Origin of the sequence: Parabacteroides sp. AF17-3 (assembly GCF_003635445.1) — a bacterium.
Lineage (GTDB): Bacteria > Bacteroidota > Bacteroidia > Bacteroidales > Tannerellaceae > Parabacteroides > Parabacteroides goldsteinii.
On sequence record NZ_QTMM01000003.1, the window covers coordinates 149,035 to 174,190 of the forward strand.

Annotated in this window: 17 protein-coding genes and 1 tRNA gene; 4 read left to right on the forward strand and 14 right to left on the reverse strand. The window is 42.0% G+C overall.

Going from position 1 to position 25,156, the window contains the following annotated elements:
- Window positions 1-53: 53 nt before the first annotated feature.
- A complete protein-coding gene (locus tag DWW91_RS05080; protein ID WP_122327147.1) occupies window positions 54-2,513 on the forward strand; it encodes an alpha-L-rhamnosidase C-terminal domain-containing protein in 2,460 nt (819 codons plus the stop codon).
- Between the two features lie 78 nt (window positions 2,514-2,591).
- Here the strand turns inward: DWW91_RS05080 and DWW91_RS05085 are convergent, their stop codons facing one another.
- The 9 genes from DWW91_RS05085 to DWW91_RS05125 all read right to left on the reverse strand — a co-directional run bounded on the left by DWW91_RS05085 (window position 2,592) and on the right by DWW91_RS05125 (window position 15,308).
- A complete protein-coding gene (locus DWW91_RS05085; protein WP_122327148.1) occupies window positions 2,592-5,654 on the reverse strand; it encodes a glycosyl hydrolase in 3,063 nt (1,020 codons plus the stop codon).
- A gap of 93 nt (window positions 5,655-5,747) precedes the next feature.
- Window positions 5,748-7,685: a RagB/SusD family nutrient uptake outer membrane protein gene (locus tag DWW91_RS05090; protein ID WP_122327149.1), complete on the reverse strand. Its 1,938-nt coding sequence runs from the start codon at window positions 7,683-7,685 to the stop codon at window positions 5,748-5,750.
- 11 nt (window positions 7,686-7,696) lie between these two features.
- On the reverse strand, window positions 7,697-11,101 hold the full coding sequence (locus DWW91_RS05095) for a SusC/RagA family TonB-linked outer membrane protein (protein ID WP_122327150.1): 3,405 nt from the start codon (window positions 11,099-11,101) through the stop codon (window positions 7,697-7,699).
- A gap of 185 nt (window positions 11,102-11,286) precedes the next feature.
- Complete coding sequence (locus tag DWW91_RS05100) at window positions 11,287-12,255, reverse strand: FecR family protein (RefSeq protein ID WP_122327151.1); 969 nt, start codon at window positions 12,253-12,255, stop codon at window positions 11,287-11,289.
- A 53-nt stretch (window positions 12,256-12,308) separates the two neighbouring features.
- Window positions 12,309-12,890: an RNA polymerase sigma factor gene (locus tag DWW91_RS05105; RefSeq protein ID WP_122327152.1), complete on the reverse strand. Its 582-nt coding sequence runs from the start codon at window positions 12,888-12,890 to the stop codon at window positions 12,309-12,311.
- A gap of 95 nt (window positions 12,891-12,985) precedes the next feature.
- Window positions 12,986-14,086 carry a hypothetical protein gene (locus tag DWW91_RS05110; RefSeq protein ID WP_122327153.1) on the reverse strand — a complete coding sequence of 367 codons (1,101 nt, stop codon included), beginning with the start codon at window positions 14,084-14,086 and terminating at the stop codon, window positions 12,986-12,988.
- Between the two features lie 12 nt (window positions 14,087-14,098).
- A complete protein-coding gene (locus tag DWW91_RS05115) occupies window positions 14,099-14,566 on the reverse strand; it encodes a hypothetical protein (RefSeq protein WP_007654432.1) in 468 nt (155 codons plus the stop codon).
- Window positions 14,563-15,129 (reverse strand): RNA polymerase sigma factor, encoded by a 567-nt coding sequence (locus DWW91_RS05120; RefSeq protein ID WP_122327154.1) that lies wholly within the window; start codon window positions 15,127-15,129, stop codon window positions 14,563-14,565. The genes DWW91_RS05115 and DWW91_RS05120 overlap by 4 nt, the downstream gene beginning before the upstream one ends.
- Window positions 15,130-15,234: 105 nt before the next feature.
- Window positions 15,235-15,308, reverse strand: a tRNA-Ala gene (locus tag DWW91_RS05125).
- 82 nt (window positions 15,309-15,390) lie between these two features.
- On the opposite strand from DWW91_RS05125, the gene DWW91_RS05130 reads away from it, so the two are divergent.
- On the forward strand, window positions 15,391-15,705 hold the full coding sequence (locus tag DWW91_RS05130) for a DUF4286 family protein (RefSeq protein WP_122327155.1): 315 nt from the start codon (window positions 15,391-15,393) through the stop codon (window positions 15,703-15,705).
- Window positions 15,702-16,262 carry a crossover junction endodeoxyribonuclease RuvC gene (ruvC, locus tag DWW91_RS05135; RefSeq protein WP_007657299.1) on the forward strand — a complete coding sequence of 187 codons (561 nt, stop codon included), beginning with the start codon at window positions 15,702-15,704 and terminating at the stop codon, window positions 16,260-16,262. The genes DWW91_RS05130 and ruvC overlap by 4 nt, the downstream gene beginning before the upstream one ends.
- Window positions 16,263-16,335: 73 nt before the next feature.
- Here the strand turns inward: ruvC and DWW91_RS05140 are convergent, their stop codons facing one another.
- Together DWW91_RS05140 and gdhA are read right to left on the reverse strand one after the other, a co-directional pair.
- Window positions 16,336-16,818: a ferritin gene (locus DWW91_RS05140; RefSeq protein WP_007657301.1), complete on the reverse strand. Its 483-nt coding sequence runs from the start codon at window positions 16,816-16,818 to the stop codon at window positions 16,336-16,338.
- 64 nt (window positions 16,819-16,882) lie between these two features.
- Complete coding sequence (gene gdhA / locus DWW91_RS05145) at window positions 16,883-18,217, reverse strand: NADP-specific glutamate dehydrogenase (RefSeq protein WP_007657303.1); 1,335 nt, start codon at window positions 18,215-18,217, stop codon at window positions 16,883-16,885.
- Window positions 18,218-18,477: 260 nt separating this feature from the next.
- On the opposite strand from gdhA, the gene DWW91_RS05150 reads away from it, so the two are divergent.
- Window positions 18,478-21,435 (forward strand): PEP/pyruvate-binding domain-containing protein, encoded by a 2,958-nt coding sequence (locus DWW91_RS05150; RefSeq protein WP_010802272.1) that lies wholly within the window; start codon window positions 18,478-18,480, stop codon window positions 21,433-21,435.
- A 635-nt stretch (window positions 21,436-22,070) separates the two neighbouring features.
- Here DWW91_RS05150 and DWW91_RS05160 read toward each other — a convergent pair.
- From DWW91_RS05160 to DWW91_RS05170, 3 genes are all read right to left on the reverse strand, one after another.
- Entirely contained in the window at window positions 22,071-23,066 is a 996-nt protein-coding gene (locus DWW91_RS05160) for a metallophosphoesterase family protein (protein ID WP_010802273.1), read from the reverse strand.
- A gap of 13 nt (window positions 23,067-23,079) precedes the next feature.
- Entirely contained in the window at window positions 23,080-23,982 is a 903-nt protein-coding gene (locus DWW91_RS05165; RefSeq protein ID WP_007657316.1) for an alkaline phosphatase, read from the reverse strand.
- 83 nt (window positions 23,983-24,065) lie between these two features.
- Entirely contained in the window at window positions 24,066-25,136 is a 1,071-nt protein-coding gene (locus tag DWW91_RS05170) for a metallophosphoesterase (protein WP_122327157.1), read from the reverse strand.
- Window positions 25,137-25,156: the final 20 nt, after the last annotated feature.

Consider the following 25,156-nt stretch of genomic DNA (forward strand, 5'->3'; position numbering starts at 1 on the left):
TGTACTATCTTCGGATTGCGTTAAATAGTTATTTATAAGTTAAAATTGTAGTTATGTCTAAAAACTTGATTCTGTTTACGAAAATATTATTACTGACACCGTTGTTCGTACTGGTCGCTAGTCCGGGAGGAAAAGACTTGAAGAAGTCGCCGTATCCTCCTTTGAAGGGTGTTCCGACAGGAGAGAAGATCACTTGCTCGCCGGACCCATTGGTCAATTACCGGTGGAAAAGTCCGGATGCCGACGATGATCTGGAGGTGTATACACGGAAACCGGTTTCTGTTACATGTGATGAACCGATGAATATGACGGTAAAAGGTAATTCAGACTTAACAATTACCGGGGCATGTAATATCATGTTTGATTTCGGTCAGGTCAATGCCGGTTGGCTGGAGTTTGAATGTGATGATATGCCGGCTACTGTCGAATGCAGTATCAGCGAGTTCAATGAACCGGCTGTTTTCAATCTGGGTTCCGAGCATCCGGTAAAGACGGCTGTGCCTGAGCAATATGGTAAAACGTATCGTTTAGAGTTGAATAAACAATTGTATGAAGGTGTACGTTTTGCCTGGATACATTTGAAAGACGTGTCTAGGAAATTCAGGATACGGAATGTCCGGTTGGTCTGCCAGACGAAACCGACTAATTATGAAGGTAGTTTCAACAGTAACGACGAACAGTTGAACCGTATCTGGTACACTGCCGCCTATACTGTCCGGCTCAATTTGCTGAAAGATTATTTCGGTGCCATTCTGATGGAACGGAGTGACCGTCATTCGTGGACCGGTGATGCACACACTTCACAGGCTGCCGCTCTTGTCGCTTTTGGTAATTATGATTTTGTCCGTAAGAACATTCTTTATACGGCGGAACAGTTTAATGGTATCCTGAGTTATTCTCTTTATTGGGTACAGAGCTTACTGGATTATTACCAGTATACCGGAGATCAGTCTCTTTTGGATTCTTTATGTAATAATGCCTGCAATAAACTGGATATCGCTTATCAGCATTATGAACAAAGTCCTTCGGTCTCTTTTTACGGATGGGACGAACGGTTAGGGGCTGGTTTTGAGAATCCGAACTGTAAAGAGACACATACGGCATATAAAATGTTATCTATTCAGACCTGGAAGAGGTTTGCAAAGGCGATGACTGATTGTGGCCGGCAGGATCTGTCCCGGAAATATGAAACGTATGCCGATGAAAAGCAACAGCAATTGCAGTGTAGTCCGGACTGGCAGGAAGGATTGGATATATTTGCCGCTTCTGATGCTGTGAATGCCGGTGTCGTTTCTCCTGAGGAGGTCGCTTCTTTATGGAATAATGTTTTTGGCGATCGCTTGCAGCGTGTTTCCTATTCTCCTTTCAACCAGTATTTTGTAATTAATGCACTGGCTCGTTTGGGGCGTTATGGAGAAGCGATGAATACGATCGATGATTGCTGGGGAGGACAGTTACGTTATGGAGCGACAACATTTTTTGAAGTATTCCGTCCTTCGTGGAATCTCTGTAAACTGGCGGATAATGATGCTCCGGTCAATAATCAGTGCGGATATACCAGTTTTACTCATCCCTGGAGTGCCGGTGTAGCGAAATGGTTGAGTGAAGAGGTTTTAGGTGTAAAACCGGAGGTTCCGGGATTTAAAACTTTTACCGTTTGTCCCCATCTGACTACCGGATTGACCCGTATTGACGGGGCTGTTCCTACTCCTCATGGGAAAATAAAGGTTTATATGGATGTAAAGGAAGGAAAAGGTTCTTTGTCTGTTCCTGCCGGAACAACAGGGCGCTTGGCTATACCTCTTATGGGAGCTGCAAATATAGAAATCAAAATGGACGGACAAACGATACTGCCGGAAAAGAAGAACGCCACTCACGTTTATTTGCCTGTTTTGAATGAAGGATCGCATACATTCAGCTTTTCTTATGACCGTCCTGCTGAAAGCCCGGTGGTTGAAGAAGATCTCAAGTACTGTTATCCGGCTTCGACGGTAAAGGAAGATACTTTGACTCAGGGTAACTGGAAAGGAGTATATGGTTCGAAAGGATATATTTTGTTCAATTACGACGGGGAAGGTGCACACCGGACTAAGCTGCCGAAGCAATGTCAAAGTATCATTTGCCAGCGAGAAGAAAACTCTAACTATATGAATACGGCTTCTGACAAACGGGCATTGGTCTCCAATATTGAAAATGATGAAAGCCGTAGTTTAGGAGCTATAACGACCTTTGATCCGCAGGTTTGCCGTCAGACGATAACAATAGATGTGGATTACCGGCACGATAAACCGTATAAAATATCTCTTTATTTTGTGGATTGGGATTATAACGGACGGCGGAGCGCGATCGAACTGTTTGATTTACAGAATAAACGTATTTTATCTCCGGTCCATATGGTCCGCAATTACGGAATGGGACGTTATGTGACATTTGAAGTCAATCAACCGGTACGTGTCCGTATTTGTCAGGTGCGGGGGGCAAATGCTGCTTGTTCGGCACTGTTCCTGGATTAATTTAAATAAAACAAAAGAACTAAGGTGTTGTTGTGATACCGTAGTTCTTTTGTTTTTATATCTTTTCCTATATTTTAATTAATAACTTTTTGTATAAATCAATTTGACAGGTCCGAATAGTCCTGCATTGCATTGGTTTAAATCCGGTATTCCTCTCCATCCCCAGGTACGGAGTTTTCCCATATCCTCTTTCATCCACATTTTATTGGCTATCAGGTTTCCTATTTTTATCCTGATTTTATTCTCTCCCTGTTTTAATGTGTTGGAAATATTAAATTTGAAAGGAGGCCATAAACGGGCGCCTGCAGGTTGATCATTGACAAAAACTTCAGCCATATATTTTACTTCGCCTAAATCAATAAAAACATTTGAAGACGTATCGTCTATCGTAATTGAAGTTTCATATTCTAAAAATCCGGAATATTGCTGAAGTCCATAAGTGTACCAGGAAGCCAGTTTTTGATTCTCTTTCGTACCAACTGTAAATTTAAAAGGAGCAACAGTTATTTTTTCTTCCTTCCGGTTTATAACAAACGATAGTAATTTTGATTTCGGAGCCAGGCTGATTAAAGAATCCGTTATCTTTATCTTTTTATCATTCAGCCAGATTTCTTTACCCAACATATAGGATGGAACTACAACTGATTTTGCACCTACCGGAATATTCATTCTCCAATAGCCATAAATGCTTTTAATATTATTTTCGTCTTGGCGGGAATAATATTTCCAGTTCGAGTCATCATATCCTAATCGCAAAAACTCATTTTCTTTCAACCGGCTATCTGAATATAATACTTTTGCCGTTGTTTTATAAATAGTGTTTTCATTTGGATAGCTAATTTCCCATGTGGTATCGATTATTCTTTCTTTGGTGGTGATATCCGGTTTCACTTCTGTTGAATTTGTTTTATCCGGATTAAAGGCCAGCCAATAAGCTTCAAACGGATTCAATGTCAGGGATACTTTCTGATATCCGTTCTCTGTTGTCGATGGAATAATCTTTTTCTGACCTGTCTCACAATCCCATATCTCAGCAACGCCTTTTCCATCTCTGAGCCATGCGGTGAAATGTTTTAATGTATCGGTATTGTTTGCAAACCAGTATAAATTGGTATTACCGGCCTTTCTTTGAGCCGTATATAATCTACCGGAGTTTTCAAGACGTATCTGAGGTGCCATATTTTCGTTTAAGACCGTGATCATAGCTTCCATTTTGTCTTTATCGGATGCTAAATTGATAACGCTCGGAAACTGTTTTAATGTTTTTGCCAAGGCTATAATTGTTTTATCGTTCAATCCTTTTTCGGGAGAACCCTGAGGTAATTCACCCAATAAAACAACTACCCCTCCCTGTTTGGCGAATTCAACGATTTTTTTGAATGATGACTGAGGAATAATATAAGTCACCGGAAGTACGATTGCTTTAAAATCATGATTATTGATCGTTATTGTTGTACTTTTACCGGATTTTTGTATTGTACTTTTCGATAAGTAATGTTTGTCGGCTATCAAGAAGTCAATATTTTCCTGATTCATCTTTCTCATGGCATCCGAATAGACCTGATCCGTTTCAACTACACGAGGATCCCACGGTGCATTCTGTACACCTTTTTCTTCCGAAAAATAGTTTTCTGAAAAAGACCAGGCGGTTTCAACAGGGTGGACTAGCAAAACATCTGCCACCAGGCTGCTTTGCCGGGTAATGAAGGCGGCACGTCTGGCAAAATCAGTCCATTGGTGTAAATAGTTCCAATAGGGATTTTCAGTGAACCAGTCACTGGGAAAAGGTACTGTTTCCAATTGCCTGTTCATGTAAATACCATGAGGAACAACATGATTAACCCCGAATGAAGTAACGGAATTTATTGTCATTTTCATCATTTCCGGAGATTGTATCCATCCGGCCACTCCCATGATTTCGCTCATGAAAGGGCGGTCTTCAAATTCTGCAACGGATTGTATTTCTTTGAAATCATGTACATCCTGAGATTTCATTTCCAGGCAGTCGTTACCGGGCATTGTTACACAGCGTGTTGTTTTCATTAAATCACCGACAGCGATTGTCTGGAGTTGTAATGACTCTTCCCACAAATTGGAAATATAATACATATTACGTTCTTTCAGCCATTTAACCAATGGTTCGAAATAACATTCATTATATACATCCGATACGACGTCGAACCAGTCACATCGGGCCACTACAAACAAGCCGTCTTTGTCTTTTTCGGTTAATAAAGGCAACCATGTTCTTATATCACGTTTCTTTTTCTTCCGATACTGGATTGCCAAATGTTCGGACCAGGCCATTTTCCATCCGTAATCGCCTTCATTATCAACGAAGACTCCTGGAATGCTATGCCCCATGTCCTTTTTGAAATGTTTGTCGTATTGTTCATGGACTAAAGGAATAAATACTTCCATTAATTTCGGGTCCAGATAATTTACCTTTCCGCCATCAATCCCCGGATGTTTTTTTATTGTGTATGTGTAGATCATCCAGTCCCCCGAAGGAGCTGTCCATTTGATATTACTTCCTTCACCGATAATCCGTAGTGATGAGGCGTCGAGTTGGTCGTTAACCATTTTTCCGGCAACAGCGAAGTTTATCGAGTCGTATTTTACCTCTGTTTCCCCTTTTACATAGTAACGTTTTGGAGCAAGATAAGTTGCTTCCAGTTCCGGGTGTTTTTGCAGAACCTTACCTGCTACTTGGCCGCTTGGCCAGTTATAATCATCACAGTATCCGAGTGTTAATCCGTTATCCTTTGCGTTTTGCAGTGCGTTACTAAAGCTATTGAACCAGGGTTCGGCAAGGTATTGTTCGACAGGAAGCGCTGTTACCGCGTTATCAAATCCGGAGCGGGGATGTGCATATCCGGGATTTAATTTTTGTTTAGCCATCTCTTTGGCCATTGAGGCTGCCGTTTGTTCGTCTCTGATCACATCGTCCCAAAACCAAAAGGTATGAGGGGCATAGAACATGGGCGGATTTTCAAACATGTTATAAATTTCCTTGTCACTGTATTTTTTTAACCATTCAGGCTGAATGTCTTTTTCTCCTTTGTCCTGAGCTACTGCCATCGAAGAAATCAATAAGCTGCATGTTGTAACCAGGAACGTGTTTTTCTTTAATATATTCATGGATGTATTTCCTTTTGATTCGGGAGTAAGATTGATTATTATCAAATAGTGCCCACTGAGTTGTAGTGAGCACTATATTTCATACGATGAGTTTTACTGACCGGATGCTTCTAATTCTTCAAGAGAACTGATAGGCGGTTCATTTTTCTCATAACCGGCGTATCCGTAATTCTGGTTTATGCGACCATATAAATTAGGATCAATATTTCCTTGTGTAATAGGCCAGAATATATTGTGTTTTCCAATTTTGTATTCATCGCCGTGCAATGTGGTAACACCTTTGTTATAGTAATTATTATATTTTACGATACGGTGCCACCAGTAACTGTTACTGCTTTCGTCAGCCAGGCTTTTGGGAGACTGGTATGTTCCTTCTTTATTTGCCTTAATATATGAAACACGTACCAGTTCCACATGGCGGAATTCTTCATACATCAATTCGCGGGCTCTTTCGTCCATGATGACATCCAGACCATCCAGGCCGTTCATATCGGCTGCACTAAAGAATGTAGTACAATGAGCACGTTTTCTGATCCTGTTCACATCTTCTGCTGCTTTTGCATAATCGTTCAGCCAATAGTATGCTTCGGCTCTCAATAAGTATGCTTCGGCTAACCTGTATAGGTACATATCGCCGGGGCCTCCCTGATAATCGACACCTTTATATCCATTGGCAACATCCCGGTCAACATCATCTACCCATAATTTGTAATAAGGATAACCGTACCAGCAGCGTATAGTGTCTTTACACAATAATGTTCCGTCATCTGCATATTTCTGAAGAGGTTTCAAATAATATTTTTCATCATCAGTACCCAACAGATTTACGTTGTTATACTTCAAATCCTCCATAGCCATCCAGTTTCCTGTTTTCCTGTCATGTCGAAGGTCATTCTCGTCTGTCCACATACTTTTTTCAGCAAAGTAAGTTGGTCTTATGAAACATTCACCTCGTCCGCATACTGCTCTTTGGTCTATATAATCAGGATATTGTGCCATAAACTCGGCTGTGCCGGCTTGTCGGCCTATTCCGATATTTTGCTTACTTGGAGTTAAAATACCCCTGTTAACATCTGTCATACTCCAGAATGGGGTGAAGTTGTATAAAAACATTGTAGGAACCCTACTGTCCTGATTCTCATAACGGCTGATGATGGTCATAATACTTTCTTTATTGGCCGAAATAGATTTATTGACAGGTCTGTGCAAATCCCATAAGACATTCCGTGTCATCGGACGAACGTCCGGATAAGGATTTTCAAATGTACCAAAAGGTTCTTCCATCAATTCATAACCACAATTATTTATCAGTGTGTTTGCGGCATTAAGAGCTTTCTCAAATTCGCCTGCGGCCAGGTAATACTTAGTGAGCAACATCAGACAGGTTCCTTTGTTCTCTTTTCCCCAATCGTCCCTTTCCGGGATGTTTTCTACCGCAAATTCCAAATCTTTGATCATTTTCTCAATAATCACTTCCATCTTTACTGAACGGAAATCCAGTTTGGGAGTGGTTATTTCTTTCGTTACCAGAGGAATGTCTCCAAACTGGAAAGTAAGATGATAGTAACGCCATGCACGGTGAAAATAAGCTCTGGAAAGCATCTGGTTTTTAGTAGTCTCGTCCAAATCCAGTTCGGGAAGACGTGATATGACTGCATTGGCAAAACTGCTTCCGGATACTCCACTAGTCCAAAATGCATTGGACAGGTTGGTTCCAATAAAAAGATTGTTAGATGTTGGAGTAATATCTGAAGTAAAATTTTGTGAACCACTTAAATCTGAGATTGCAGATACTGCTACATCAGAGAAAATTAATTCGGTTGATACGGCAGTTCCATTGGAACCCAGAAAATAATAAAGCATATCACTTCTGCAACGGGTTAATGCACCTTCAAGACCTTCGACTGTTGAAAATGTAATATTAGGCTCATAAAAAGACAGAGGTTCCGGATCCAGCCAACTTTCGGAACAAGAAGCTAATGTCGATAAAACGAGCGTAAGAGAAACTGATTTGAATAGATTATTTTTCATAATAAAATGGATTAAAATGTTATACTTGCACCTAATGTATATGTCCGGGGCATAGAGCCTGTTGTTTCAACATCCCAATAATTGGCTTTTGACCATTCTTTCGAGAATGCCCATATCGCTACGTTACGGATCGTTGCATATACCCTGATATCCTGGGTGCGTAATAAAGTTGTTATTTTTTTCGGAACTCTATATCCGACAGATATATTTTCCAGACGGATAAAGTCTCTGCTGATTATTTTTTTAGGGGAGACATTTGAAGGAAGTGTAGACTTCAGACGTGCGTAAGAGTTGGACTGATTTTCAGGGGTCCAATAATTCCGTACCGGAGCATTCAAATAATCTCCTTTAAAATCAAAATAGTTTAAATAATCCGTTGTTGCAGCTTTGTGTCCCAGATAAGAGTACAGGTTGAAAGATATGTCGAAGTCTTTAAACAAGACGAAATCATTTCTGAGAGATAATCTGACTTTCGGATCTGTTTGTCCTAAAAATACATTATCATCCTGAGATATCCGGTAGTCATTATTTACATCCCGTGCCTTGGCATCGCCTGGTTTTTGTCCATATTTGGCGGCTTCTTCCGCTTCATTTTCCTGCCAGATTCCTATCATTTCAATATCCCAGATAGTCCCCATGGGCTTGTCGATAAACCAGCTTTTGTTTATATCATCAACTTCTTTTGAACCGACTATATTTCCATTTTGATCTAAGACGTCTTCATAAGTATAATATAAATGTTTAATGCGGTTTTTATTGTGAGATAAATTAAAAGCAGTGTTCCAACTGAAATTTTCATTATCAATATTCACTGAATGTAATGATATTTCAAAACCACTGTTTACGACCTTTCCTAAATTTGTTACGACAGAGCTATAACCGCTGATATTGGGGAGTGTACGGTCCATCAATAAGTCTGTCGTCGGCATATAATACCATTCCAGACTTCCGTTGATACGGTTATTGAGGAACCCGAAATCGAGTCCGACGTTCCATGATGCTGTACTTTCCCATTTTAAATCATTATTGGCCATACGCTCAATTTGTAGAGTTGAAAGTTCATATAATGTTCCGGCAGAAGTGGCATATGAGTATTTACTGATACCGCTACCGGTTGTCAGCTGGGATAATGCCTGATAAATACCAATATCGCGGTTACCGTTTTTACCCCAGGAAATACGAAGTTTACCATTGCTCATAGGATCCCAATTAAAAAAGCTTTCATTAGAAAAATTCCAGGCCAGAGCTAATGAAGGGAAAGTTGCACGTGGATTGGAACGTCCGAAGGCTGAAAATCCATCCCGGCGTACGGAAGCGGTAAGCATATAACGATTATCATAAGAGTAGAACAAACGTGCCATCAGGGCATCTCCTGTGTATTTTTCATCGTTTGAACTGAATGTCTTTTCATTTGCGCTTTGCATATTATGCCATTCCAATATATCGGTGGGAGAGAATTGTTTTCCGGTCATAGATTCGCTCCAGTACTGACTTTGCTCTGCACTTTGTAACAATGTTACATCGACTAAATGCTTTTGAGCAAATGTATAGTTCCATTTTATTATGTTATCTAATGTCCAAACAATAGAACGTGAACTAGCTCTGGTAGCAGAGCCGTGTGTAGTATCGAAAACACTTTCAGAACTACTCCAGTTTCTGTCTTGTGCCCAGCTATAGCGGGGGGCAAAAGTAAATTGATAAGTGATATTGAACGGCAAAGTAAGTTTTGCAAAGAAATTACTATTGACAGTCTGTGTTCCTGCACTTTTGGATGACATGGATAAGTTATAGAAACTATTTGTGCCAGGTGCCTGGTGGCCTTCTCCCATAGGCCAGGGATTCAGGGAGCCATCTTCATAATAAGGGGTAGAATAAGGAGAGTTTTTACACATTTCTTCCCAGTCTACTTTTTGGTATCCCTCATCGCGACTCTGTAAAATCAGATTTGCTCCTACTTCCAGAAAGTCGGTCGCTTTAGCATCTATACGTAAGTTTGTTCTATAGTTTTTGAATCGGTCTCCTACCTGATTACCTTCGTTATCCTGGTAGCCTAATGACCAGTAATAGTTTACGCGAGATGTTTGTCCGGAAAGACTGACATTGTAGTTTTGTCGTAATCCTGTCTGCCAGGTTGCGTCATACCAGTCATATGGAGTATTGGCAAAATAATTACGACGTTCAACATCCCCTAAGCCAATACGTTGCAACCATACATCTTCCATATTTGTAGAACCCTGACCAATAGCATCATGGTTACGCCATTGTTCTTCGGTTAAGTTATATTTCTTCAGATTTTCTGCTGTCGGTTTGCTGTAGTATCCTTTATTCTCGAATCCGTTACTGCTGGTTGCATAATCCGACCGATATTGCAGATATTCATCGGGTTCGTAATATTTACGGCTAACTCCCATTGTCGCAAATCCAACACTTCCGTCAAACTGTACAGTAGGTTTTTCTCCTCTACCTTTCTTGGTTGTTATGATAACAACCCCGTTGGCCGATTTCGCTCCGTAAATAGCGGCTGATGAAGCATCCTTTAAGACATCTACAGATTCAATATCCATAGGATTGATTTCTGAAAGGTCTCCGTTGAATGGCACTCCGTTTAAGACAATTAGCGGTGAAGTTCCTCCTTTTAGAGAACGTTTCCCTCGGATAAGAAAGCCGGGACCTTCTTTAGCGTCACTGGATGAAGGCTCTACGATTAAGCCTGGGGCGGTGCCTCGGAGAATATCCTGTACTGTAGTAGGCCTTTCATTGACTAGTTTTTGTGCATCCACGTGGGTGATAGCTCCGGTTAAATCTTTCTTTTTCATGCTACCATATCCGACTACAACGACTTCGTCCAGCAATCGGGAATCTTCTTTCAGGATGATGTTAAAGATGGTTTGGTTGTTAGTAGGGATTGTTTGCTCTACATAACCAACATAGGAAATCTGTAGTATTCCGTTCTCTGCAATGTTGAGAGAGAAGTGCCCATCCATATCGGATATGGCTCCATTGCTCGTTCCTTTTTCTATGATCGTAGCGCCGGTAACCGGTTCTCCGTTGCTATCTTTAATAATACCGGAAATTTCTTTCTGGTCGGAGGCTGTTTTCTTAGGTCTGTCGGAAATAACAATGGATTTGGAAGAAACAATATTGTACTCCAGGTTTTTTCCTGCTAATGCTTCGTTGAGTACGGAAGATACAGGAACTTTTGTTTGGGAAATGGTGATGTCTTTTGTTGCATCTATCACCACGTTTCGATAAGAAAAGCGATAAGTAGTTTGCTTTTCAATAGCAGAGAATATTTCTCTTAGAGAAACATTTTCCAAATGTATCGTTACTAGCTTTTCTTGTGCAAAGAGAGAAACAGAAAAAAAGAATAGTAACGAAAACAAGGTTAACATCCTTAATCTTAAATGTTTGTTCATTTTAATAGTTTTTAGAATTAAACTTAATGGTTCCTAAAGAATCGTTATCAATAGTAATGACAAGGTCTGTTTCATTTAGTACCGAAGAAAATATATGCTAAAGAACATATAATGAATGTCCGGGTATTAAAAAAACCGCTTCCTTTTAGAAAGCGGTTCGATATTGACTTAAATGATTTCAGATTTTATTTCAGATAGATTTCTTTACCGTTGATAACAGCTCTTAAGTGATATGAGCGTTCAAGCACTTCAAGTACTTCATTCAGATTGGTGACAGGCAGAGTGCTGGTGAAGGGATCGTTGAGATAGTCTTCGCTTTCTATTTTTATACGTACATTATAATTTACTTCAATAGTACGAATAACCTGCGACAGGGGTGTGTTGCGGAATACCATGTCACCACGCCTCCAGGCTGATATGTCCTTTATATGTTCGTCATATACGACTGTTATATTTCCGGTGGCATAATCCAGAATCGCCTTTTGGTTCTTATTTAAGATGACCTGTTTGTTTGTGTGGGTAGACAGCAATGAAACACGCCCTTCTTCCAAGGCTAATTCGGCTGTCCGGTCTGTTTTTCTTACCAACAGGTTGAATTTAGTACCCAGCACTTTTACCTGAAGTCCTTGTGCATTAATAAAGAAAGGTATATCCATATTATGCTTGACTTGAAAATAACCTTCTCCTCCAAAGTGAATATTTCGTTCTTTTTTATTGTAATCTTTAGGAAGATAGACGAGTCTGGATTCTGAATTGAGGGAAGCTATACTTCCGTCCGGCAGTGTAACACTGGCACGTTCACCCTGTCCCGTTTCCACTACAATCTCATTAGATAATAAAGTCGTATTTTCATGATACAAGTAGAAACTTAGTATTACAAAGACTGGTAATAAGACAGCTGCTGCCAATTGTGTCCAGCGAAGAATCAGGGAAAAACGATTACTTTGGGGGGTAACTTCCCGATCGATTTTACCTTTTATTTTCTGCAACAGTTTGTCATCCACAGAAGAAGTATCGATCTCCTCATGTAGCCAGTCGTCAAGGATCAGTCTCTCCAGGTCCTGATTATCCATCGCATTGGTACTTTTTTTAAGTTCCGACAGATCTTCAGGACTCAATTTATTTATTCTATATTTCTTTATCAAGTTATTCATTCTATCTGTATGTTAAGACAAACAATTATCTGATTTGTACTAGTTAAACCAATTTAATTAATAAATAATAACATAAGGTATATTCCATGGCTTCCCAATTTCTCTTTAAGGGTTTTAAGTCCGAGGGAAAGCTGGTTTTTTACCGTTTGTTCACTCAGAGATAGTTTGTCTGCTATTTCTTTATTTGAGAACTGTTCTATTTTAGACAAGGTAATTACTCTTTGTTGTGTTTCAGGCAATGTTTTCAATATGGCACGGAATTTTGTTACAAATTCCTGATATTCTAGCTGGTATGAGGCATCATCTACCGAGTGTTCATTTACGTACTGAATATACTCTTCATATTCCGGTTGATTGATTTTAGTACGGAATGCATTGATGAGATAATGTTTTGTCATAATGAAAAGAAGAGAACGTAGTGTATCTTCCTGCCGTATTTTCGCCCGGTTTGTCCAGAGTCTCATAAATACATCCTGTACAATTTCTTCTGATTCTTCCTGAGATTTTGTGAATTGCAGGCTATACGCAAATAAACGTTTTGCGTACATCTGATATATCCTCTCAAAAGCTTTGTAAGAGCCGTTTTTCAATGACAGGATAAGCTGTGGCTCATTATCTTGCATTTGTTTTTCCAAAATACTCAATTAGATTAATCCTGATATCTGTCCTTTTTCTGTCTGCAAACTTACATAAAATCTTTATTCATAAATGTATTTAGTAACAATAAAGATCACCTTTCTTTTTGTTTTCTGCCATATATCATTCCACAGACAGCCAGTATCCCAAGTAGTCCCGTGACAATAAATGCCCAGATATTAGGTACACGCGATCGGGCTTCCAAAGTATAATCACCAGGTAACAGCCGGTAGGCGTCTATCTTCCAATAAGGAGTTTCTCCTTCATGTAGGGTGGTATTGGTTGTTATCAACTGGCCCGGCATATTGAGTTCGTATTTTATCTGGTGGTTGAATAATTCTATCGGACGGCATTTCTCTTCAAATAACCGGTTTATCTGATCTTTGTCTTTCTGCTGATATGCAGTGGTGAAATGGTCCGTCTGGTAGAAAGTGTCGAGTAGCCGATACATATCTATCGAGTCAAGGTCTGTATCTTCTCCTTTACTCATGGCTGATTTTTTGATGGCATCTTTGTCTGCCTTCAGCTTTGAGATAAAGGTTTTATTACCGGACTTAGCTTCCCATTCCTCAATAGTTTCAAGGCGGATTTCAAACAAACTCTCATTATACCATTTCACGAAACGATCTGTCAAGTCATTCAGCTTATCGTTTAGCTCAAGTCCGTTCATTCCCCTGACTTGAGTCAGGTCACCTTGAAAGAGCAGTTCTTGTTCTTGTTTACTCAGGTAATGTTCAAGGGGGATGGGGCCTCTTTCTTCAATTTGACGGTAGTTGCAGGTGAATGTATAATAGGTATAAAACCATCTGAAATGTTTTTCCAGCTTTTCCTGCGGAACGGCTAACGGTTCCATCCATTTCTTTTCAGGAGTGAGCCGGAGAGGGGTATCCCATATATTCCATGTGCGTTTGACTTTTACATTCAATTGCTCCTCTTTACCGAATGAGTCGCTTTTCTTTCCTAAGATGACAAAAGGGATGCTGGGATTCAAAGGAATCTGTTGCCAGTCCTGGATGGAGAACAGGAAAGGAGAGTGTGAGCCGTCGCCCGCCATAAAAGCGGAATCTCCGTGTGCATATACTTCACGGTCAATTTGTCCGTTCGGATAAATATGTGTCACCATCCGGTGATTGGAAGAACAGGAGGCCATAAGAAGCAGTCCTGAAATGATTGATATATATCCTTTAGTTTTCATCTTTTGTTCGTTTTAGTGAATGATGGTTTCTACAGAAATTCTCTTGGACAGGAAGGAGGCTTTTCTTTTTGATAGTTCCTCTATGTATTCCTTCCATTGTTCGGATAGATAGCGGCTTTTTTCGAGCAAGCTACTTTCTGGGTTCCAGCTGTCGGGTAGGGAGTAGGCTTTTCCTTGCCAGATAGCATTATTCGCATAAGATTGCTCCGGATACTGTTTGTCTTGTGAAAAGAAAATGGTTTCGCTTATCAGAAAACAAAGCAGGAGAGCTGCTGCAATACCGGATATTTTGCTGACCGATAGTAATATCCTGTTTGTTTTACTTTTTCCTTTTGCTTCTTTCAAAAGGGACGTTCCGGAAGGTAAGGTCTTTATTTTGAACAAAATATCATTTGTCAGCTCTTCCGGAGCATTCAAGACTGGTTCGGTATTTTTTAGTTTGTCCAGCCATTTTCCGTATGTTTGATCTTCTCTTTTCATAGGTTGTTCTCCATCTGATTTATTTTCATTCGTATCTGTTTGCGTGCCTGGTAAAGATTGCTTTTGATCTTTTCGGCAGACATACCGGTGATAGCTTCTACTTCGGATACTTCAAGGCCCTCGACTTCCCTTAGGGTAAACACCAGTTTTTGTTTCGGAGTGAGTTCCTCGGTGAACCGAAGTATCAGGTTCTTTAAGTCTTTGTTTATAAGACTTTGTTCCATGTTCTCTTCAGAAGATAAGGAGAGATTGTCGACGGATGGCCCCTGCATGCTTCCCGAAGGGGTATGTTGCAGAAAGCGCAGGCGGTCGTAACAAATGTTTCCGGTAATTTTATAGAGCCAGGTTGAGAAGCGGTATTCCCGGTTATACTTGTCAAGATTCAACCAAACTTTTATAAATGTTTCCTGTACCATGTCTCTAGCCTCTTCTTCATTACAGAGTAAGCGAAATGCCAGTCGGAATACAAGTTGCCGGTATTCTGTGACTAATAGGGCAAAAGCGGTCATGTCCTGCTTTTTGCTTTTATCTATTAGTACTTGTATTTCTTCTTCATTCATCATACTTCTTGTCCGTTTATAATATGATACGTAAAAAAGGGGAGATGGTCGAATTATTTTAAATAAAAAAAGAGACCCACTTCTAAAGTGAACCTCTTTGCCTTTGTGTGGAGCATATCGGACTCGAACCGATCACCTTTAGACTGCCAGTCTAACGCTCTAGCCAGATGAGCTAATGCCCCGTTGTTTTATTTTCGAGTGCAAATATAGAGTTTTTCCTGATATTAGCACTATCTTTGTGTAAGAAATTTAGAGAAAAAGAATATGATCGTTTATAATACAACATTTAATATAGAGAATGATATCCTTGCCGAGTGTATTGAGTATCTGAAAAAGAGTTATATACCCCGTGCGGCAGCTAGCGGGTTTCTGCGGACACCTTATCTGCGTCGTATTTTACAGGACGAGACGGAGGATGCAACCAGTTATTCGGTTCAGTTTCATGTAAAGAATCCGGAAACGCTGGAGTATTGGATGCAGTCCGAAGGCCGTGACCTGCAACAGGAGCTAGTGAACCGTTTCGGAGCAAAGCTGGTGGGCTTCAGTACCTTATTGGAGGAAATAGACCTGGAGTCATGACGAAAGACCGTGTCATATTGGGTATCGACCCCGGAACAATCGTGATGGGATACGGCGTTCTGAAGATTGAAGGAAATAAACCGAAGCTCGAAGCCATGGGCGTTCTTCAACTGAATAAGTACGAAGACCATTACTTGCGTTTGAAAAAGATATTCGAACGGGTACTGGCCCTTATCGACCAGTATCACCCTGACGAATTGGCAATCGAAGCACCGTTTTTCGGGAAGAACGTACAGAGTATGTTGAAGTTGGGAAGGGCACAAGGTGTCGCTATGGCAGCTGCATTGGAACGTGAAATTCCTATCTTTGAATATGCACCGTTGAAGATCAAGATGTCTATTACCGGTAACGGAAATGCAGCCAAAGAACAGGTGGCGGGAATGTTGCAACGTTTTCTGCATATCCCTCAGGAGTCGATGTTGCCTCAATTAGATGCAACCGACGGATTGGCAGCTGCTGTTTGTCATTATTTCCAGACAAATAATCCGATTTCGGAGAAGAAGTATAGCGGATGGAAAGATTTCATGGCAAAGAATCCCGGTAAAGTACGGAAGTAAGTAGAGATTACAGCATAAAAAAACTCCGGTCCTTGGTTAACAGGAACCGGAGTTTTTTTATTGGGGAAAGAAATTATCTTTTGCCAAGTTCATGATCCAGAAGGATGGCATGATGTTCGCCGTACATCTTCAACTTGTCGACGATTGCTTTTGCTGTCGATTCTTCTTCTACCTGTTCGCGAACGAAACCGTATAAAAAGTCTTTGGCTGCATGATCGTTGTCTGCCTCAGCAATATCGACCATCTTGTCAATCAGTTCTGATACATGTACTTCGTGTTTGTAGACATGTTCGAATACTTCCAGTGGAGTACCCCATGCAGTCGGAACGACATTGATCTGGTTGATGACGATGTCGCCTCCGCGGTCGATAGCGAAATCGATCATTTTGTGGGCATGTTCCATCTCTTCTTCAGCCTGTTTCCGCATCCAGTGTGCACAACCGTTCAGTCCTGCTTTCTGGAAATAGATTGACATCGACAGGTACAGGTTTGAAGACCACATTTCAGCTTCTACCTGTTCATTGAAAGCCTTTGATAAGTTCTTACTTAAGATCATAATATTTTACTTTTATTGAGTTGTATTTGTATAAAATTGGTCACAAAAAGTGTGCCAGACTATTTTATACAATACCTTGTGCCATCATGGCTTTGGCAACTTTCATGAAGCCGGCAATGTTGGCACCTTTCACATAGTTCACATAATTACCGTCTTTACCGTGGGCGACACATTGTTCGTGGATGGCGCCCATGATCTGATGCAATCTGGCATCCACTTCATCGGCAGTCCAGGAGATATGCATGGCATTCTGTGTCATTTCCAGTCCAGAAGTAGCTACGCCGCCGGCATTAACCGCTTTGCCCGGGGCAAATAGTTGTTTGTGTTCGATAAACAGGTCGACTGCTTCGGCTGTACATCCCATGTTGGAAACTTCGGCAACGCATAATGTTTTGTTCTCGATCAGCTTACGTGCATCGTCGGCATCCAGTTCGTTCTGTGTGGCGCAGGGCAGTGCGATATCTACTTTCTGTTCCCAGGGTTTCTTACCGGGATAGAAAGTAGCGTTGGGATATTCGTCGGCATAAGGAGCCACGATATCGTTGCCACTGTTACGCAGTTCCAGCATGTATTCGATTTTATCACCCGAAATACCGTCCGGATCATAAACATATCCGTCCGGACCGGAGATGGTTACGACTTTGGCTCCCAATTCGGTCGCTTTCTTCGTTGCTCCCCAGGCCACATTTCCGAAACCGGAAACGGCAACTGTCTTACCTTTTATATCTATGCCGTGAGTTTCAAGCATTTGATGTACGAAATAGAGAGCACCGTATCCGGTTGCTTCCGGACGAAGGATCGAACCTCCGAACTCCATGCCTTTACCTGTAAAAGTACCGGTGTTTTCGCGGGCCAGTTTTTTGTACATGCCATACATATAACCGACTTCACGTCCGCCAACGCCAATGTCGCCTGCCGGAACATCGCGGTCCGGTCCCAGGTTACGCCATAGTTCCATGATGAAAGCCTGGCAGAAACGCATGATCTCTGCGTCGCTCTTGCCACGGGGAGCAAAATCGGAACCACCTTTACCGCCGCCCATCGGCAGAGTTGTCAGCGCATTTTTGAATGTTTGCTCGAAGCCCAGGAACTTCAGGATAGATAAGTTTACCGACGGGTGGAAACGGATTCCTCCCTTATACGGGCCAATCGCATTATTAAATTGTACGCGATATCCTAAATTAACTTGCACTTCACCTTTATCGTCTACCCAAGGCACACGGAAAGTAAAAATGCGTTCGGGTTCAACCAACCGTTCGATGATTTTGGCTTTTTCGAACTCTGGATGCTGGTTATAAACCTCTTCTATTGATAAAAGAACTTCTTTCACGGCCTGCAAGTACTCTTTTTCACCCGGGTGCTTTGCTTCCAGTGCAGATAAAATAACTTCTGTCTTCATAGCGTTTCTTGCTTTTAGGAATAACAATGTGTAGGCAAATGTAGCGAATCCTATGGAATGACCAAGTGTTTTGCTTACTTTTTGATAGTGAAAATTATGTTTTTGATGCATATTTTGGAATAGAGAGAGGAAGTAGAGCTTCTGAAAGTGGTTGTTCGTTTGAAGTTTTTCGGTTATTTGTGGTGATTGGGATATGATTATGTAACCTACCTAGCATATTTTTCCTTATTTTTGGGCGCATATAATTCTATGAAATCATTATGAGCGGAATACCGGACTTTCAGAACCTTGTGTTTAAAGACACATCATTCGCCAATCTAATGAATAAGCGTATATATAATGTACTGCTTATCGCTACAAAATACGACGCCTTTATGCTGGAAGACGACGGACGGGTAGATGAACAGATATTCAATGAATATACCTCACTCAGCCTGCGTTATCCTCCCCGTTTTACTCAGGTGACAACGGAAGAAGAGGCGCTTGCCGAACTAAAAGATCGTAATTTCGAATTAATCATCTGCATGCCGAATATGGATAACCGCGATATTTTTGCGGCGGCAAAGGAGATAAAGATACATTATCCGAATATCCCGATCGTGGTGCTCACGCCTTTCTCGAAAGAGGTCTCCAAACGTATTGCCAATGAAGACCTGAGTGCGATAGATTACGTATTCAGTTGGCTGGGTAATGCCGAGCTGCTGTTGGCTATTATCAAACTGATTGAGGATAAGATGAATGCACCCGACGATACGGCAAGTGTCGGGGTACAGATCATCTTGCTGGTGGAAGACTCCATCCGTTTCTATTCGTCCGCTTTGCCCCATCTGTATAAATTCGTCTTGGAACAGAGCCAGATGTTTGCAAAGGAAGCGCTGAACGGTCATCAGCAGACGCTTCGTATGCGTGGTCGTCCCAAAATCAAGCTGGCCCGTACTTATGAAGAGGCTGTCCGTATTTTCAATCAATACCGGGATAATATGCTCGGTATCGTTTCGGATATGAGCTTTATGCACGACGGGGTGAAAGATCCCTATGCCGGGTACAAGTTCGGACAGTATGTCCGCAAGACCGGATTGATCATTCCTTTTGTGCTGGAATCGTCCGAGTCGAGTAATAAAGTATATGCCAAAGAGTTGGGAGCCTCGTTTATCGATAAGAATTCGAAAAGCTACCCGCAGGATTTGCGTAAGAAGATCATGCAGCGTTTCGGGTTCGGTGACTTTGTGATCCTGAATCCGCAGACGAAGGAAGAGATTATGCGTATCAAAGATTTGAAGGACTTGCAAAAGAAAGTGTATCAGATTCCCGACGATTCGCTGGTCTATCACCTTTCGCGCAACCATTTCTCCCGTTTCTTTTATTCGCGTGCCATGTTTCCGCCGGCAGAAGTGTTGAAGCGGGTCGATGTAAGCGATTATAAGGATATGGATGAAGCACGTAAGCTGATATTCGACCTGATTGTACAGTACCGTCGCATGAAGAACTCCGGTGTCGTGGCTATTTATCAGAAAGACCGTTTCGACGAATACAGTAACTTTGCCCGTATCGGTGACGGTTCGTTGGGAGGAAAGGGTAGAGGACTGGCCTTTATGGGCGCTATGGTCAAGCGTTATCCCAAACTGGAGACGGAGAACTTTAACACGAATATTCCGAAGACCGTTGTGATCTGTACGGATATTTTCGATGAGTTCATGGAGACAAACGAACTTCTGCCCGTCGCCCTGAGTGATGCGGATGACGAAACGATACTGAAATACTTTCTCCGTGCCAGTCTGCCGGCCAGTTTGATCGATGATCTGATGGCATTCTTCGATGTGGTGAAAAGCCCGATAGCCGTCCGTTCGTCCAGTTTGCTGGAAGATTCGCATTATCAACCTTTCGCCGGGATTTATTCTACCTATATGATTCCCCGGTTGGAAGATAAATATGAAATGCTCCGCCTGCTGAGCGATGCGATCAAGGCGGTTTATGCTTCCGTCTTTTACCGTGACAGTAAGGGATATATGACTGCTACGTCCAACCTGATCGATCAGGAAAAGATGGCGATCGTTTTGCAGGAAGTGGTGGGAAACCGTTACAACGATCATTTCTACCCGACTATCTCCGGCGTGGCCCGTTCGCTGAATTTCTACCCGATCGGTAACGAAAAGGCGGAAGACGGAATTGCTAATATTGCCCTCGGTCTGGGTAAATATATCGTAGATGGCGGACAGACGTTGCGTTTCTCTCCCCGTCATCCGCACAATATCTTGCAGATGAGTACGATGGATTTTGCTCTCCGTGAGACGCAAACCCGTTTCTATGCACTCGACCTGAAGAACCTGGCAGAACAGTTCTCTATCGATGATTCGTTTAACTTGCAACGATTGGGACTGAAGGAAGCCGATGCGGACGGTTCCCTGAAATATATTGTTTCCACTTATGATCCGTATGACCAGATTATCCGTGACGGTTATTATCCCGGTGGTCGTAAGATCCTGTCGTTCGTAAATATTCTCCAACACGACGTTTTCCCTCTGGCGAAGACGTTGGATGAGTTACTTCGCATCGGGCAGGCCGAGATGGGACGTCCTGTTGAAATAGAGTTTGCGGTAAATGTCGATCCGAACAACCACGACAAGGCAACTTTCTATCTCCTTCAAATTCGTCCGATTGTCGATAATAAGGAAATCATGGATGAAGACCTGACGCAAGTCGGTAATGAGGAAACGATCCTTTCGTCTACCAGTGTGCTCGGTCATGGCATCGTGACGGATGTGCAGGATATTATCTATGTAAAGAGCGGTGCTTTCAACTCGTCGAACAACCAGTTGATTGCCTATGAAATAGAAAAACTGAACCGTCGTTTTACGGAAGAAGAGAAGAATTACGTGCTGGTCGGTCCCGGACGTTGGGGAAGCAGCGACCATTGGCTGGGGATTCCGGTGAAGTGGCCGCATATCAGCAATGCCCGTGTAATCGTGGAGTGTGGTTTGGAAAATTATCGTGTCGACCCGAGCCAGGGAACGCATTTCTTCCAGAACCTGACATCCTTTGGTGTCGGATATTTCACCATCAACCCGTTCAAAGGAGACGGCTGGTTTGACGAGGAGTATCTGAATGCCTTGCCGGCTGTCGAGGATACCGAATATCTGCGGCATATCCATTTCGACAAGCCGATCGTCATTAAGATGGACGGGAAGAAGAGTTTGGGTGTGGTACTTAAGCCGGAATGATAAAAGGAAGACGGAGCTTTGCTATAAGGCTCCGTTTTTTATCGTATTTTGACTACTTCGTGAAGAATAGGAGTCTCACAAGTCTCAAGAGTCTCACCCCCATTTTTGAAAATGCGTCTTTTTTCGAAATGATGCGTAATTTATTCATATATAATAATATAAGGTCTGTTTTGAGGATGAAAATCAAGCATGGAAATCTTTTTTTACTGTTTGCTCCGGACATTTTCAATGAGTAGTTACCCGTTCTTTCACCGATGCCTATCCGTTATCTCACCGGTGCCTACCCGTTTTGTTTCCGGTGCTTATTCGTTCTTCATACTATGCTTACTCAATATGACTGTAATAACCATATTCCAATAAAAGAAATTTGTCCAGGACTTTAATAAAAAAAGGAACAAATTGAAGAGGTAAAGAAAGAAAAAGTGAATGTAATATATTGTGTTTTAGGAGTATAAGTAAATTTGTGTTTGTGCGGACGAGAATGCGTAAAAAGAAAAAGGGGGGGTGAGACTGATGAGACTTGTGAGACTCTTTTCAATTACTCCTTTGTTTTTGTAACGAAGAAAGTGTGTCATCTGTGTGCATGTTTAGTGCATTTTTGACACAATTCCTTCGTTGAATATAATGTAGATCGGTTAGTCTTTCTTTTTAATAAAGTCTGACGGATAGTTCACCTTGTTGATGATTTCATTGCCTTTCAGGCGTATCCAGGTTTTGAAACCATTCTCACCTTCTGTCATTTCGATCACGCGGGCACCGTTTGTCAGGTTGTTGTAAACAGTGTTGCCACCGGTATAACGACCGTAAGCCAGCAGGATGCCTTTCCAGTAAACGGCATAATCGTCGTCGTGGTCGTGACCAACGAATACACCTTGTATGTCGCCCATTTCTTTCATGGAAGCGAACAGTCCGGAGTTGAGTTGCGGGGCGCAAGCCTTTTCCTTACGTGTTCCTACCAGAATGGCTGTTTCGTCGGAAGCCGCCTGGTTGTATTCCGGCAGAGCGATATGGAAGAATGCCAGTGAAGGAATCGGGGTACCTCCGTTCTGTTTGGTGTATTTGGCACTGTTCTCACGATACCATTGGATCTGGTCGAATTTGATATAATCGTATCCGCCGATGCCGTTGATCTGGGAGTATGAATGTGAATCCATGCAATAGAGGATGGTAGCATCCTTACTTCCATCCGATGATTTGATCGGTAGGATATAATTGCTTGCTCCCGATACACCTTTTACAGAATCTGTCAGGTTGTAAGGGATTGTTTTAATGATGTCGAATAGCTCGGTGCGTGTCAGACCCTGCTCGTTGTCGTGATTACCGAATGTGATTCCAAAAGGAATCTTACGGTCGGAGGCCAGTTTTAAGACTTTCCGCATGCCTTCTTCGGCTGGTTTTCCGTAGATCACATCGCCGGTGAAAAGAACCAGGTCCGGTTTTTCAGCATCCAGCACTTCATTGATCCTTTCAATCGAAATGGCCGATTTAGGATTCTCATATATATAATGTACGTCAGTAAACTGGACGATCTTGAACTTTCCGTCTTTATTGAACTTCAGTGACGGCTGCTGGGCGTTACCATTCAACAGGCCGCCCAACAGAAATAATGCACTTATAAATAACTGTTTCATTGTTTTCTCTTATTTATTTGAATACCGGCATCGGACGTCCGATCCATACCTGAGGCTGAGTCAGACCTAATAATTTAGCTAGTGTGGAGGCACAGTCGAATTGCATCATGCTGATGTCGTCAAAGCAATAGCCTTTCTTTACGTTCTTTCCTGCAATGATGAACGGAGTTTCCATCTCCTGCATAGTCTTGCCTCCGTGTCCTTTGTTGATACCGCCGTGGTCGGCTGTGATAACGAAAATAGTTTCATCCATCATGCCGGCTTTTTTTACTGCTTCAACGATCTGTCCGATATAGCCGTCCAGTTCTTTCAGCGTTTTGTAGTAAGAAGGGGTGTCATGTCCGTCTGCATGACCTACATGATCCGGATTATCAAAAATTACGGCAAACAAATTGGGCTTTTTTTCAGTAATATATTTAACAGCCATTTCAGTCAGAGCCGTTGGATTTTTATTGTAATCCGGTCCCTGGGCATGATAACTGAGTGCCAGTGTGTCTACCAGATATTTGATGCCGTCCCAGTCATAGATACAACCGATCTCTGCTTTCGGGGCGGCGTCGCGGTATAGCTGGAATACTGTCGGGAAGATGCCGTGCTGATTCAGTTCGCGTGAAGGAAGTTCAGGTGTTTTAGAGCCCCATTCGGTATATCCGTGAATCTCCGGACCTGCTCCCATAAACATGGAAGCCCAGTTCACTGCACTGGATGAAGGTAAAACGGAACGTTTTTTCAAGGTATAAGAACCGTCTTTCATAAACTGCTTGGTGACGGGCATCTCTGCTTTTTCCACACTATAAGCACCCCAGCCGTCCAGGCCGATCCAGATTACGTGTTTGGCTTTTGGTTTGGCAGCAAAAGCCGAACTGATTGTAACGATGGCTAAAACCAGAATAAGTAATAAATTTCTTTGTTTCATGATATGTGTTTAAATTTTGTATTAGTTCACCAAAGGTATGTATAATTGGTTCGAATACCCAATTATCATAAGTTCTTTTATCATTATTTTATAGTAATATCGAATTGATCGTACGACTCGGTTCTCCAGGATTTATCAGCTGTTGTTGGGGAGATAGCGAAGAGGGGAGAGAATGTTTTTATCTTGATCGTCTGTCCGTCAGGCATAAACTCCATAATCCGTAACCAACCGTCACCTCCGTTGCCATGCCAGAAACCGTCTGTGGTCTGGGCGTTGAACATCATCTGTGGAATATCTTTGCCGGCTGCATTCTTTTCGATACTGAAACCTACATTATCTTTATACGGAGCAATTTCACATTCATGTCCGCAAATGACCATGCATATGTTTTTGGACGGATAGACCAGCTTTTGCCAGATGGCTTCCCCATAGTTTGCCGGAGATATTTTATAGTTCTCTTTCAGGCGCCGTTTTCCTTCGGCGGTCAGATAGGAGTGAGTCAATAGGATCACTTTATGATCGGTATATTTGGGTTTCTCCGTTACTGCTTTTGCCCATTCGATAGCTTCGTCACGTGGGGCGAACTCTAAAGAGATCACCAGGATTTTGCCCCATGTTTCCGTATTGAATTCATAAGCAGCATTTTCGAGTGTCGGGATTCCCTGGTAGTTGTTTCCTACTTCGACCAGTGAGTTTCTCCAGCAGGAGTTTCTTTCTGACGGGAAGTATTCCGGTAGACGGCACAGACGGTTCTCTGCTTTTTCATATCCGTAATCATGGTTTCCGGTACAGACAACATAAGGCAGTTTATTATCCAGTCGGGCAAAGGCTTGCGAAGCAGCTTTCCATTGTTCTTCGCTGGTCTGGTTTCCGTTCACTCCGTCGGGGATACGGATTTCGTTCTGCTCCACCAAATCTCCGGTACAGAGCACAGCTTCGATATTCAGTCTCTCCTTATTGTTTGCCGTCCACGCGGTCATCAGTTCGAACAAAGGCTGGTTGACATCGAATTTCGTGTAACTTTGCGGATCAGGGAACAGAATCATGGAAAATGATTTGTCGTCCGTTAATTTGGGTTGCACAGGCTGAACCTGTGCGGTAATTGCTGCCAGATTGAATAGGCCGGCGGCGAATAAAAGAAGTCCTTTTTTCATGTGTATTTAGTTTTTAAATT

Excerpts from the sequence above, each read along its gene's own strand:
- DWW91_RS05120 (WP_122327154.1), bottom strand. The coding sequence starts at position 15,129 with ATGATGAATGAAGAAGAAATACAAGTACTAATAGATAAAAGCAAAAAG.
- DWW91_RS05100 (WP_122327151.1), bottom strand. The coding sequence starts at position 12,255 with ATGAATAACTTGATAAAGAAATATAGAATAAATAAATTGAGTCCTGAA.
- DWW91_RS05160 (WP_010802273.1), bottom strand. The coding sequence starts at position 23,066 with ATGAAACAGTTATTTATAAGTGCATTATTTCTGTTGGGCGGCCTGTTG.
- DWW91_RS05115 (WP_007654432.1), bottom strand. The coding sequence starts at position 14,566 with ATGAAAAGAGAAGATCAAACATACGGAAAATGGCTGGACAAACTAAAA.
- DWW91_RS05165 (WP_007657316.1), bottom strand. The coding sequence starts at position 23,982 with ATGAAACAAAGAAATTTATTACTTATTCTGGTTTTAGCCATCGTTACA.
- DWW91_RS05110 (WP_122327153.1), bottom strand. The coding sequence starts at position 14,086 with ATGAAAACTAAAGGATATATATCAATCATTTCAGGACTGCTTCTTATG.
- DWW91_RS05085 (WP_122327148.1), bottom strand. The coding sequence starts at position 5,654 with ATGAATATATTAAAGAAAAACACGTTCCTGGTTACAACATGCAGCTTA.
- DWW91_RS05095 (WP_122327150.1), bottom strand. The coding sequence starts at position 11,101 with ATGAACAAACATTTAAGATTAAGGATGTTAACCTTGTTTTCGTTACTA.
- DWW91_RS05080 (WP_122327147.1), top strand. The coding sequence starts at position 54 with ATGTCTAAAAACTTGATTCTGTTTACGAAAATATTATTACTGACACCG.
- DWW91_RS05130 (WP_122327155.1), top strand. The coding sequence starts at position 15,391 with ATGATCGTTTATAATACAACATTTAATATAGAGAATGATATCCTTGCC.
- DWW91_RS05170 (WP_122327157.1), bottom strand. The coding sequence starts at position 25,136 with ATGAAAAAAGGACTTCTTTTATTCGCCGCCGGCCTATTCAATCTGGCA.
- ruvC (WP_007657299.1), top strand. The coding sequence starts at position 15,702 with ATGACGAAAGACCGTGTCATATTGGGTATCGACCCCGGAACAATCGTG.
- DWW91_RS05090 (WP_122327149.1), bottom strand. The coding sequence starts at position 7,685 with ATGAAAAATAATCTATTCAAATCAGTTTCTCTTACGCTCGTTTTATCG.
- DWW91_RS05140 (WP_007657301.1), bottom strand. The coding sequence starts at position 16,818 with ATGATCTTAAGTAAGAACTTATCAAAGGCTTTCAATGAACAGGTAGAA.
- gdhA (WP_007657303.1), bottom strand. The coding sequence starts at position 18,217 with ATGAAGACAGAAGTTATTTTATCTGCACTGGAAGCAAAGCACCCGGGT.
- DWW91_RS05150 (WP_010802272.1), top strand. The coding sequence starts at position 18,478 with ATGAGCGGAATACCGGACTTTCAGAACCTTGTGTTTAAAGACACATCA.